The organism is Lysobacter sp. OAE881 (assembly GCF_040546665.1).
Lineage (GTDB): Bacteria > Pseudomonadota > Gammaproteobacteria > Xanthomonadales > Xanthomonadaceae > Lysobacter_J > Lysobacter_J soli.
In genome coordinates this window covers 1,703,911-1,715,730 of the sequence record NZ_JBEPOG010000001.1, presented here as the reverse complement: position 1 = coordinate 1,715,730, position 11,820 = coordinate 1,703,911, and the positions used below count along the sequence as shown (strand labels likewise).

General features: G+C 69.1%; 11 protein-coding genes, 1 tRNA gene and 1 pseudogene. 3 read left to right on the top strand and 10 right to left on the bottom strand.

Annotated elements, in window-relative coordinates; genetic code table 11:
* Positions 1–7: 7 nt before the first annotated feature.
* The 3 genes from ABIE51_RS08060 to ABIE51_RS08050 form a co-directional block, all read right to left on the bottom strand.
* The gene (locus ABIE51_RS08060) at positions 8–1,687 is read right to left on the bottom strand and encodes an N-acetylmuramoyl-L-alanine amidase (protein ID WP_192630333.1); all 1,680 of its coding nucleotides are present in this window, start codon (positions 1,685–1,687) and stop codon (positions 8–10) included.
* Positions 1,688–1,774: 87 nt separating this feature from the next.
* Positions 1,775–2,248: a tRNA (adenosine(37)-N6)-threonylcarbamoyltransferase complex ATPase subunit type 1 TsaE gene (gene tsaE / locus ABIE51_RS08055; protein WP_192630332.1), complete on the bottom strand. Its 474-nt coding sequence runs from the start codon at positions 2,246–2,248 to the stop codon at positions 1,775–1,777.
* Positions 2,245–3,747, bottom strand: a complete 1,503-nt coding sequence (locus ABIE51_RS08050; protein ID WP_192630331.1) for an NAD(P)H-hydrate dehydratase — start codon at positions 3,745–3,747, stop codon at positions 2,245–2,247. Before ABIE51_RS08050 ends, tsaE begins: the two co-directional genes overlap by 4 nt.
* A gap of 52 nt (positions 3,748–3,799) precedes the next feature.
* Between ABIE51_RS08050 and queG the strand changes: the two genes are divergently transcribed.
* The gene (gene queG, locus ABIE51_RS08045) at positions 3,800–4,870 is read left to right on the top strand and encodes a tRNA epoxyqueuosine(34) reductase QueG (RefSeq protein ID WP_192631636.1); all 1,071 of its coding nucleotides are present in this window, start codon (positions 3,800–3,802) and stop codon (positions 4,868–4,870) included.
* A 21-nt stretch (positions 4,871–4,891) separates the two neighbouring features.
* On the opposite strand, the gene pgi is transcribed toward queG, so the two are convergent.
* The 6 genes and pseudogenes from pgi to pcnB all read right to left on the bottom strand — a co-directional run.
* Entirely contained in the window at positions 4,892–6,403 is a 1,512-nt protein-coding gene (gene pgi / locus ABIE51_RS08040; protein WP_192630330.1) for a glucose-6-phosphate isomerase, read from the bottom strand.
* 6 nt (positions 6,404–6,409) lie between these two features.
* Entirely contained in the window at positions 6,410–6,790 is a 381-nt protein-coding gene (gene panD, locus ABIE51_RS08035) for an aspartate 1-decarboxylase (RefSeq protein ID WP_115840720.1), read from the bottom strand.
* Between the two features lie 148 nt (positions 6,791–6,938).
* Positions 6,939–7,787 (bottom strand): pantoate--beta-alanine ligase, encoded by an 849-nt coding sequence (gene panC, locus ABIE51_RS08030; RefSeq protein ID WP_192630329.1) that lies wholly within the window; start codon positions 7,785–7,787, stop codon positions 6,939–6,941.
* 27 nt (positions 7,788–7,814) lie between these two features.
* A complete protein-coding gene (gene panB, locus ABIE51_RS08025) occupies positions 7,815–8,651 on the bottom strand; it encodes a 3-methyl-2-oxobutanoate hydroxymethyltransferase (RefSeq protein WP_115840722.1) in 837 nt (278 codons plus the stop codon).
* A 28-nt stretch (positions 8,652–8,679) separates the two neighbouring features.
* Positions 8,680–9,210, bottom strand: coding sequence for a 2-amino-4-hydroxy-6-hydroxymethyldihydropteridine diphosphokinase (gene folK / locus ABIE51_RS08020; RefSeq protein WP_192630328.1), 531 nt, complete (start codon positions 9,208–9,210; stop codon positions 8,680–8,682).
* A pseudogene (gene pcnB, locus ABIE51_RS08015) lies at positions 9,207–10,508 on the bottom strand (polynucleotide adenylyltransferase PcnB); the annotation flags it as partial. The gene folK and the pseudogene pcnB, both read right to left, overlap by 4 nt.
* A gap of 139 nt (positions 10,509–10,647) precedes the next feature.
* Here pcnB and ABIE51_RS08010 point away from each other — a divergent pair.
* Both ABIE51_RS08010 and fdxA read left to right on the top strand, forming a co-directional pair.
* Positions 10,648–10,723, top strand: a tRNA-Glu gene (locus ABIE51_RS08010).
* Positions 10,724–10,893: 170 nt separating this feature from the next.
* On the top strand, positions 10,894–11,217 hold the full coding sequence (gene fdxA, locus ABIE51_RS08005) for a ferredoxin FdxA (protein WP_115840725.1): 324 nt from the start codon (positions 10,894–10,896) through the stop codon (positions 11,215–11,217).
* A gap of 94 nt (positions 11,218–11,311) precedes the next feature.
* Here fdxA and ABIE51_RS08000 read toward each other — a convergent pair whose 3' ends face one another.
* The gene (locus ABIE51_RS08000) at positions 11,312–11,812 is read right to left on the bottom strand and encodes a hypothetical protein (RefSeq protein ID WP_192630326.1); all 501 of its coding nucleotides are present in this window, start codon (positions 11,810–11,812) and stop codon (positions 11,312–11,314) included.
* Positions 11,813–11,820: the final 8 nt, after the last annotated feature.

Genomic DNA, 11,820 nt, shown 5'->3' with positions numbered 1-11,820 from the left:
AGGGCGATCAGAGGCTGCCGCCGCTCGCCTCGCCGCCGGTCGCGTACTGCGCATCCGCGCGCGCCGCGTAGAGGGTGCCCGGGGGCGGCTGGCGGGTGAAGTAGGTGTTGACACCGTCCAGCACCGCACGCGCGAGCTTGCTCTGGTGCGCGGGGTCGTTGAGGCGCTTTTCCTCTTCCGGGTTCGAGATGAAGGCCGTCTCGACCAGCATCGCCGGCATGTCGGAGGTGCGCAGCACCGCGAAGTTGGCGCGCTCGATGTTCGGCTTGTGGTTCGCGCCGACGCGCTTCAGGCCGTCCAGCACCTGCCCCGCGGCATCTTCGGACGCCTTCATGTGGCCGCTCTGGGTGAGGTCGAGCAGCACCGACGCGAGCGTGTTGCTCGTCTGCTCAAGGCGCACGCCGCCGATCAGGTCGGAGGCGTTTTCCTTGTCGGCCAGCCAGCGGGCGCGCTGCGACGACGCGCCCTTCAGCGAGAGCACATAGACCGACGAACCCCGCGCGGCGCGGTTTTCGGCGGCGTCGGCGTGGATGGAGATGAACATGTCCGCCTTCGCCGCCCGTGCCAGCTGCGCGCGACGCGGCAGCGGGATGAACACGTCGGTGTCGCGGGTGAGATAGGCCTTCAGGCCCGGCGTCGCGTTGACCTGGCGGGCGAGCTCGCGGGCGATGGCGAGCGTCGCGTCCTTCTCGCGCTTGCCCGACGGCCCGATGGCACCCGGATCCTGGCCGCCGTGACCGGCGTCGATGGCGATCACCAGCGGACGCATGCCGCGACCGCGCATCACGTCCTTCATCGTCTTGACCGGTGCCTGCGCTGCGGGCGCTCCGGCGCTGGCGGAGGTCGCGGCGGTCGAACCGGGCATCGGCGTCGGCACGCCGGTGGCGATGCGGGTCGGAACACCGGTGGCGATCGTCGTCGCAACCGGCGGTTTCGCGGCGACCGCAGCGGGAGCGCTCGGAGCCGACGCCGTCGAAGTGGCCTCCGGCGTCGACGCCGGCAGCATCGGCGTGACGCTCGGCATCGCCGAGGGCGGCACGGTCGCAGCAGCTACGTTTGCGGCGGGCGCGGGTGCGGACGGCGCAGTCGTCGCGGGCGCAGCCGGGGTGGTTTCGTTGCGCGCGACGATCTCGGAGATCAGGCGCGTCGTCGCGGCCGAGGACGCGGCCGGATCGAACTTCTGCGCCATCGGCGTGGCGGCCGCGACGGGGTCGGTGGTCGGGGCGGCCGGCGAGGCGGGCGCAGTTGTCGCCACGGCGGGCGCGGCCGATGTGGGCGTCGACCCGTCGCCCGGCCATTCGAGCACCAGGCGCGGACCGTCGCCGGCCTGCTCGATGCGCGGCTTGAGCACGGCGACCGGCTGGGCCAGGTCGAACACGATGCGGGCGGTGCCGGGGGACGGTTCGCCGGTACGGACCGACTTCACCACGCCGCTGGCCGACGGCAGGCGGAAACCGCGCGCCAGCGACGAGGCAGGAAGGTCGATGACGAGACGGTCGGGCCCCTTGAGGCTGATGACCTTGAAGTCGGCGGCGCGATCCAGGGCGATTTCGGCGCGGGTGCCGGTGGCACCGTCGCGCAGCTCCAAGCCCTTGATTTCACTGGCGTGAGCCAGATTCCAGGCAACCGCCGCGAGCAGCGCAAGGCCGAGCAGACATTTCTGGACGGTGGCGGCGGTTACGCGCATGAGCCGTAGTCAAGCACCGCAAAATTAATTTTGCAAGCACTTTTCCCTTACGAATCCGGGACCTGCCGGTCTTTTCTGCAAATCCGTTCAGGAGTCGGACGCAACCTCGTGCCCGGTCGACACCCGCCCGACCCACGCGTCGCCGACCGGCGAGCCCGACCGAAGCCGGGCGATCCGCCCCGGCCCGCGCATCGACATCTCGATGGTGAGGTCGGGGACCGGCAGCGCGCCGGCGCCCCGCTCCGGCCATTCGACGAGCCACAGCCGCACGTCCGCACTGTCCAGGCCGAGGAACTCGAGTTCGCCCGGATCGGCGATGCGATACAGGTCTAGGTGCCAGGCTTCGCCATCGGCGAGCGGGTATCGCTCGACCAGCGTGTACGTCGGGCTGCGGATCGCGCCCTGCACGCCGAGCGCGCGCAGCAGAGCGCGCGCGATCGTCGACTTGCCCGCGCCAAGATCGCCATGCAGATGCACGACGGCCTGCGCGGGACGCGTCATCGCCAGTCGCGCGCCGAGCGCATCGGTGGCGTCGACATCGGGCAACCACAGTTCGGTCATTGCTTCGCTTCCTGATTCGAGAAATGGCGCAGCCACGGCATCAGGTCGCTGGGCAACAGCCCGCGCTCACCACCATCGTGCGCGGCTGCATCGCCGGCCGACGAATGCAGCAGCGCGCCGCATGCCGCGGCGTCGAATGCCTTCATGCCCTGCGCGCGCAACGCGGCGATGACGCCGCTGAGCACGTCGCCCATGCCGCCCACCGCCATGCCGGGATTGCCGGCGGCGATGACGCGAGGCGTCTCGTGCGCGGACATCACGATCGTGCCCGCGCCCTTGAGCACGACCACGCACGCATAGCGCTCGCACAACGCGCGCGCCGCGGCGAAACGGTTGCGTTGAATATCCGCGGTGGTGGTGTCGAGCAGCCGCGCCGCTTCGCCCGGATGCGGCGTGATCACCGCATCGGCCGGCAACGCGAACGGACGCGTTGCCAGCAGATTCAATGCATCGGCGTCGAGCAGCAGCGGCTTTCCGCTGGCGATCGCGCGTTCGTACAACGGAAGGCCCCAGTCGCCACGACCGAGGCCCGGACCGAGCGCCACCGCATCGGCGCGATCGAGTGCTGCGTGCAGCGCCTCGATGTCGCCGACCTCATGCACCATCGCTTCGGGCAGGCGTGCGAGCAAGGGCGCGACATGGCGCTCGCGCGTGGCGACTTCGACCAGCCCCGCACCGCTGCGCAGCGCGGCTTCGGCGCACAGCATGATCGCGCCGCCGCTGCCGTGGTCGCCGCCGATGCACAGCACGCGACCGTTGCGACCCTTGTGGCTGTCGCGCGGCCGCGGCGCGAGCCAATGCGCGAGTTCGGTCGCAGCCAGGCGTTCGGCGATGGCGACGACGCCGTCGAAATCGACGGCGTCGAGTTCAAGCGAGGCGAGCGACAACGCGCCGGCATGATCGAGCGCGGCGCCCGTGCGCAGCCCCGCCTTCGACGCGATGAACTCGATCGTGTGCGTCGCGATTACCGCCGGCCCCGGAACAGAACCACTGTCTGCGTCGACACCGCTGGGCACGTCGAGCGCGAATATCGGCGCACCGTGCGCATTGATCGCGGCGATGACTGCCCGCGTGGCCGCATCCGGTTCGCGCGAGAAGCCGATGCCGAAAAGCGCATCGACGATCAGATCGCATGGCGGCAGGCGCTGGTCGAACTCGACGATCGAGCCGCCCACGACGGCGAACTCGTCCGCAGCGCGACGCGCGAGCCCGGCGCGCGGCGCGTGTTCAGGCAGATGCAAGACGCGCACGTCGCGACCTGCGTCTTTTGCGTGGCGCGCGAGCACGTAGCCGTCGCCGCCGTTGTTGCCCGGCCCGCACACGACCACGATCCGCATCGCCTGCGGCCAGCGCGCCAGCACGTCGCGCCACGCGGCCGCGCCGGCGCGTCGCATCAATTCGAAGCCGTCGCCCAGCCGCTGCGCCGCGCGCGACTCCAGCTGCCGCAGCGCCGCGGCGTCGTAGAGCGCGTGAACGAACGGAGCGGCGTCATGGGGCATCGCGCGATTCTATACTTGCGATGCCGTGAACCCCTCCGTATCCCCCGCCCCCCTGCCCGCGTCCGCGCCCGACTACGGCGCGCTCGCCGCGCGCGTGCGCGAACTGGCGCGCGAGTTCGGTTTCCAGCGCTGCGGCATCACGGGCGTGGAACTCGGCGAGGACGAAGCGTATCTGCGCGACTGGCTCGCGCAAGGGCTCTACGGATCGATGGACTGGATGGCACGACACGGCGAGCTGCGCGCGCGCCCGGACGAACTGCATCCCGGCACGGTGCGCGTGATTTCCGTCGGCCTGGATTACGGACGCGACCGCGACGAAGCCTGGGCGACGCTGGACGACAGCGAACGCGCCTACGTCGCGCGCTACGCGCTGGGCCGCGACTACCACAAGCTGATGCGCCAGCGCCTGCAACGCCTCGCTGACCGCATCGCCGAGGTCGTCGGTCCGTTCGGGCATCGCGTGTTCGTCGATTCGGCGCCGGTGCTCGAACGCGCGCTCGCCCGAAACGCGGGACTGGGCTGGATCGGCAAGCACACCTGCCTGATCGACAAGGATGGCGGCTCGTTGTTCTTCCTCGGCGAGATCTATGTCGATCTGCCGCTGCCTGTAGATGTCCCGGCGAGCGCGCATTGCGGCACCTGCCGGCGCTGCATCGACGTGTGCCCGACGCAGGCCATCGTCGCGCCTTATCGGCTCGATGCGCGGCGCTGCATCGCGTATCTCACGATCGAACACGAAGGCGCGATTCCCGAAGACCTGCGCGCACCGATCGGCAACCGCATCTTCGGATGCGACGACTGCCAGCTGATCTGCCCCTGGAACAAGTTCGCCCAACGCACGGACGAGCCGGATTTCCGCGTTCGCAACGACCTGGACAAGGCGACGCTGGTCGATCTTTTCGCGTGGAGCGAGGAGGAATTCCTCCAGCGCACCGAGGGCTCCGCGATCCGGCGCAGCGGCCACGAGCGCTGGCTGCGCAACATCGCCGTCGCGCTGGGCAATGCGCGTTCGACGCCGGACGTGATCGGCGCGCTGCGTGCGCGCCGCGAGTCTGAGAGCCCGATGGTGCGCGAGCACATCGAGTGGGCACTTCGCCGGCATGGAGCAGACGACGCAGCGTGATGCACGCTGCGTCGCGTTGATTCACCCGCGCAACTGTTCGAGCAGAGCGCGCGTCACCGGATCGTCGGCCTGCGCCTTGCCTTCCAGCGCCGGAAGCAGACGGCTCGCGACCTGCTTGCCGAGTTCCACGCCGAACTGGTCGAAGGCGTTGATGCCCCACACCAGCGACTGCAGGTACACGCTGTGTTCGTACAGCGCGAGCAGCGCGCCGAAGGAATACGGCGTCAGCGCATCTAGCAGCAGCGTCGTCGTCGGACGGCCACCGGCGTAGGCGCGATGCGGATCGTCGCTCCACTGGCCGTTGGCGAACGCCTCGGTCTGCGCGAGCAGGTTCGCGTGAAGCGCACGATGGTTCTGCGGATACGGCGCGTCGGCACGCACCACCCCGATGAAATCGGCCGGCACGATCGACGTGCCCTGGTGCAGCGCCTGGAAGAAGCTGTGCTGGGTGTCGGTACCGGCGCCGCCCCACCACACGGGCACGGTCTCCACGCCCACGGGCGAACCGTCGGTGCGCACGGATTTGCCGAGGCTCTCCATCACCAGCTGCTGCAGGTAATTCGACAGCAGCTTCAGGCGTTCGTCGTACGGCAGCACCGCCTGCGTCGAGTAACCCAGCCCGTTGCGGTTCCACACGTTGGTGAGCGCGTGCCACACCGCAAGATTCGTTTCGACCGGCGTCTTCAGGACGTGCGCGTCCATCTCGGCGGCGCCGTCGAGCATCTGCTCGAACGCGTCCATGCCGATGGCCAGCGCGATCGGGAAACCGACCGCCGACCACAACGAATACCGGCCACCGACCCAGTCCCACATCGGCAGGATGCGTTCGGCGGGAATCGAGAACGCCTGCGCCGCGCGCTCGACGTTCGCCGACACGGCGTAAAGGCGCTCGGCGCTGCCCAGCCAGTCGCGCAGGATCGCGCCGTTGAGCAGCGTCTCCTGCGTGCCGAAGGTCTTGGAGATCAGCACCGCGGCCGTGCGCGCGGGATCGAGTCCGGCCAGCACGCGCTGCGCGGCGTGGCCATCGACGTTGCTGAGGAAATGCACGCGGAAACGTCCGGGCTTCGGGCCGCTCAGCGCATCCACGGCCAGGCGCGGGCCGAGGTCGGAGCCGCCGATGCCGACGCTCACGATGTCGGTGATCTCACTCTTGGCGAGCGAATCGACCAGCGCGCGCATCTGCTTGCGCGCGTCCAGTGCCTGCGCGTGCGCGGCCTTGGCGACCGGCGCGTCGGACAGATCGCTGCGCAGCGACGTGTGCAGCACGCTGCGGCCTTCGGTGAGGTTGATCTTCTCGCCGTCGAACAGCGCCTTCAGGCGCGCCGGCGCATCGACCGATTGGGCGAGCGCGAACAGCGCGGCCAGCGCTTCACGGTCGTAGTGCTGGCGGGCGAAGTTCGCGTAGATCGGACCCACGCGCAGGGCGAAATCCTGCGCGCGTGCCGCGTCGTCGGCGATCAGCTTCGCCAGCGGGGTTTGCTGGATGCGCCCGGCCTGGGCGCGCAGTTGGCTCAGACGGGAAGCGGCATCCATGGGCGGTCAGGCCGCCTGTGCCGGCATCGAACGGTTGGTATGCGTCAGCGCGTTGTCGCGATCCACGTACACCAGCGTCGGCTTGTACTTGGCGGCCTCGGCCTCCTCGCACACGCCATAGGCGCAGATGATGACCAGGTCGCCCGGCTGCGCGCAGTGCGCGGCGGCGCCGTTCACCGAGATCACGCCGCTGCCCTCTTCGCCGCGGATGGCGTAGGTGACGAAGCGCTGGCCGTTGTTCACGTTGTAGATGTGGATCTGCTCGTATTCGCGGATGCCGGAAATGTCGAGCAGGCGACCGTCGATCGCGCACGAGCCTTCGTAATGCAGCTCGGCGTGGGTCACCGTCGCGCGGTGGATCTTGGCCTTGAGGATGTTCAGTTGCATGGATTTCGGCTCCGGCCGCAACGCGGACGCGCTCGGCGTGCAAGGGATTTGGGCAAGTCTAGCAGCGCATGGCGCGGTGCAACATCATCCGGCCCGTCGGATTGGCGGCGGCGCTGGAACGCTCCGGATCGTGCACGCGGTCGCGCGTTCAGGCGGTGAATTCGAGGTTGTCGATCAGGCGCGTGCGCCCGAGCCGCGCAGCGATCAGCGCGACCATGGAACCGGTTTCACCGGCCGCGGGCACCGTCAGGTCGGGCCGGCGCAGGACGGCGTAGTCGGGTTCGAAACCGGCCTCGACCAGGCGCTGCGACGCAGCGGCCTCAACGGCTTCCCGCCGCTCGCCGGCGCGGACGGCATCGGCCATCGCCGCCAGGCAGCGGCTGATCTGCGCCGCCTGCGCGCGCTCGTCGACCGAGAGGTACTGGTTGCGCGAGCTCATCGCCAGGCCGTTGGCTTCGCGGATGATGTCGGCGCCGACGATCTCGATCGGGAATGCGAGGTCGCGGACCATGTAGCGCACGACGGCGAGCTGCTGGTAATCCTTGCGGCCGAACACCGCGACGTCCGGCTGCACCTGGTTGAACAGCCGCGACACGACCGTCGCGACGCCATCGAAATGGCCGGGACGCGAGGCCCCTTCGAGCGTCGAGGTGACGTTCGGCACCTGCACGCGTACGGTCGCCTCGACTCCGTACGGGTACATCGCCTCCACCGACGGCAGCCAGAGCGCGTCGCAGCCGGCCGCTTCCAGGCCGCGCGCGTCGGCGTCGGGCGTGCGTGGATACCGGGCGAAATCCTCGTTCGGACCGAACTGCGTCGGATTGACGAAGACGCTGGCGACCACGCGATCGGCATGCGTGCGCGCGAGTTTCACCAGCGAGAAATGGCCGTCATGCAGGTTGCCCATCGTCGGCACGAAAGCGACGCGCAGGCCATCGCGCTTCCAGCTGCGCACGCGCTCGCGCAGCGCGTCGAGTTCGGTGAAGGTGTCGATCATCGTGTTCAGATCAGGAAACGGAGCGGATCAGGCGTACGAATGTTCGGCGTCGGGGAACGAACCGTCGCGCACCGCCTTTGCGTAGGCGGCGAATGCACCGGCAACCGAGCCGCCTTCGGCGAGGAAATCCTTCACGAAGCGCGGCCGGCGATGGCCCGAGTTCACGCCGAGCAGGTCGTGCAGCACCAGCACCTGGCCGTCGCATTGCGGGCCGGCACCGATGCCGATGGTGGGAATGTCGAGATCGGCGGTGATCGATGCGGCGACCGGCGTGGGCACGCATTCGAGCACCAGCAGCGTGGCGCCAGCGTCCTGCACGGCGCGGGCGTCTTCGCGAAGGCGCCTGGCGGCGACCTCATCGCGACCCTGCACCTTGTAGCCGCCCAGGCGCAGCACCGATTGCGGCGTGAGGCCCAGGTGCGCGCAGACCGGGATCTCGCGATCGACGAGGAACCGGATGACCTCGAGCTTGTGCGCGGCGCCCTCGAGCTTGACCATCGCCGCGCCGGCCTGCAGCAGGCGGATCGACGCGTCGAGCGCGCGCTCCGGCGTGGCATCGGCACCGAACGGCAGGTCGGCGATCAGCAGCGTCTTGTCCAGTCCGCGCGCGACGCAGGCCGTGTGGTACGCGACGTCGGCGGTGGTCACCGGGATCGTGCTGTCGTGGCCCTGCATCACCATGCCGAGCGAATCGCCGACCAGCACCAGGTCGATGCCGACGTCCTCCATCGTGCGCGCGAAGCCCGCGTCGTAGCAGGTCAGCATGACCAGCTTGCGGCCGTCGCGCTTGGCCTGCGCGAGCGCGGGCACGGTCCACGCCTTCTCGGCGGCACGGGACGACTCGTTCGGAGTTCCGCTGTACATGGGCAGCTTCTATCGCCGGCGCGAACGCTCAGGCGGGATCGAGGGGGTCCGCATACGTTACCCCCTCGACCTGCGCCGGTGCCATCCTCGCCAGCGCCTGCGCGGCGGTGCCGACGCCGGGGATGTCCACGTCCGGCGCGATCTCGGCCAGCGGCACCAGCACGAAGGCGCGCTCGTGAAGGCGTGGATGCGGCACGTGCAGGCCGGGTTCGTCGATTCGTTCGTGCCCGTACAGCAGCAGGTCGAGGTCCAGCGTCCGCGGGCCCCAGCGATCGCTGCCGTCTTCCAGCCGATGGCGGCCGGCATGGCGTTCGATCTCCAGCAGATCGTCCAGCAACTGCCGCGGCGCGCGGCGCGTATGCAGCAGCGCGACGGCGTTGATGAAATCCGGCTGGTCGGTCACGCCCCACGCGGCGGTGCGATACAGCTTCGACGCGATCGCCACACGCGTGTCGGGCAGCGCATCGAGCGAGCGCAACGCAGCCTTCAACGTGGCGATGCTGTCGCCCAGATTGCTGCCCAGGCCGATGAAGGCCCGGTTTTCAGGCGTTTCGCTCATTCGCCGCCGTGGGCGGTCTTGCGACGACGACGGCGGCGCTTGCGCGGCGCATCGCCTTCTTCGTTCGACTCGACGTCGCGATGCGCGTCTGCCGCGGCCAACGCGTGCGCCGGGTCGGTCTGCGCCTCGCGCCAGAACGCCACGTCGTCGGCGTGCTCCTCGGAAGCCGCCATGCGCAGGTTGAGGAAATCGAACGCTGCACGGAAGCGCGGATGCGCCAGCGTGCGGAACACGCGCTTGCGCTGGCGCTGCGAGAAGCGCGACTGCAGCAGCCAGATTTCCTGCATCGGCAGCGAGAAGCGCCGCGGTAGCGCGATGGTTTCCAGCTGGTGCACGGTGACGCGATCGGCCGCGCGACGCTGCGCTTCGGCTGCGTGCACGCCCTGCGCCTGCAGCGTGATCAGCGCGCGGCAATACGCAGGCCACAGCAGCAGTGCGAACAGGAACGCCGGCGACACCGGCTCGTCGTTCGCCACACGCGTGTCCGTGCCTTTCAGGCCCTCCAGCAGCATGCGGCGCAGCGCACCGCTGCGATTGGACTTCAGCGCGGCAGCGGTTTCCGGCAGCAGCGCCGGCAGCAGGCCGTGGCGCTCCAGTCCGAGGAAACTCTTCACCGCATGCCCGGAGAGGAACAGCTTCAGGCATTCCTCGAACAGGCGCGCCGGCGCGGCTTCGCGCAGCAGTGGCGCCAGTTGCGCGATCGGCTTGGCCGTTTCCGTCTCGATCTCGAAATCGAGCTTCGCCGCCAGGCGCACTGCGCGCAGCATGCGGACCGGATCTTCGCGATAACGCGTTTCTGGATCGCCGATAAGGCGCATCAAACGGTTGCGCACATCATCGAAACCGCCGGTGTAATCGCGCACCGAGAAATCCTCGATCGCGTAGTACAGCGCGTTGGCGGTGAAGTCGCGACGGACCGCGTCGTCCTCGATCGAACCATACACGTTGTCGCGCAGGACGCGGCCGCCTTCGTGCAGTTCGCGGTCGCCGCTGCCGTCGTCGCTGTTGGCTCGGAACGTCGCGACTTCGATGATCTCGCGGCCGTAGACGACGTGCGCCAGGCGGAAGCGGCGGCCGATGAGGCGGCAGTTGCGGAACAGGCCCTTGACCTCTTCCGGCGTCGCGTTGGTGGCGACGTCGAAGTCCTTCGGATGGCCGCCGATGAGCAGGTCCCGCACGGCGCCGCCGACGAGGTAGGCCTCGAAACCGCCTTCACGCAGGCGATAAAGCACGCGCAGGGCATTAGGGCTGATGTCGCGCCGCGAGACGTTGTGCTGGTCGCGCGGGATGATCTGCAATTGGGTTCGGATATGAGGTTGCATCAGGCGGGCGTGCCGCGGATCCTTGGAAAGATGGCCGTTGCCGCCGGCAACAGCGGCGCATATACTAGCAAGCCGCGTAACGTTGAGAGCCTGCGCGGGGTTCACCGCTCCACATGCTCCCATCGTCTAGAGGCCTAGGACACCGCCCTCTCAAGGCAGTAACACGGGTTCGAATCCCGTTGGGAGTACCAATTCCGAAGCCCGCGCAGCGATGCGCGGGCTTTTTGTTTGGCCTCGCCGGGCCCATCCGCCAAGCCCCGCTTGGGGCTCGTCACCCCGAATCGCTAGACTATTACGATGCCCCGGCGCGCCTTCACGGCGCCCCTTTTCCACGGCGCCACTTTCACGGAAGCCCCGAGCCATGCCCTTCGTCGTCACCGAGAACTGCATCAAGTGCAAGTACACCGACTGCGTGGAGGTGTGCCCGGTCGACTGCTTCCACGAAGGCCCGAACTTCCTGGTGATCGATCCGGACGAGTGCATTGACTGCACCCTCTGCGAGCCCGAATGCCCGATCAATGCGATCTACCCCGAGGACGACGTCCCGGCCGGCCAGGAGGGCTACGTCGCGCTCAATGCCGAGCTTTCGAAGGCCTGGCCGGTGATCACGACGCGCAAGGACCCGCTGCCGGACGCCAAGGAGTGGGAAGGCAAGCCAGGCAAGCTGGACCTGCTGGAGCGCTGAAAGCCCGCGGTCCGGGCCGGTCCACCGGACTGGCTGCGAGCGGAAAAGAAAACGGGCGCCGAAGCGCCCGTTTTTCGTTCCGGCGACTGGCGCCTTACTGAGCGCCGAGGGCGGTGCGCAGCGTGTCGATGAGCTTCTTCGGCGCCGCGCCAGTGGCCGGCAGGCCGCGCGGGTCGACCGCCGACACGTACGAGCCGGTCGACGCACCCGCCACGCGAACGAGGAAGTTGGCGCCCTCGTAGCTGACGTCGTACACGCCCAGCGCTTCGGCGCGGCTGGTGATCGTCACGCCCTGCACCGCGGCCAGCGCTTCGCCGACCTTCGCGAAGGCTTCCTCGCGACCGGTCGCCAGGCCGAAACCGCCTGACGCCTGGCCCGATTCCACCGACTGGCGCGCCGCGGCCGACGGGACGTTCACGGCGGTGTCGGTGCGCGGCAGGTCGAGGTCCGGCGGGACTTCCAGCGGGCGCGTTTCCGGGCTCTGCGCGTAGAGGTCGCTGCCCTTGCGGAACCAGCTGCAGCCGGAGCCGAGCGCGACACCTACCAGCAACAGGCCGGCCACGGCGGCGCGGGCGATCGAAACGTTGGGACGCATGTAAGTCT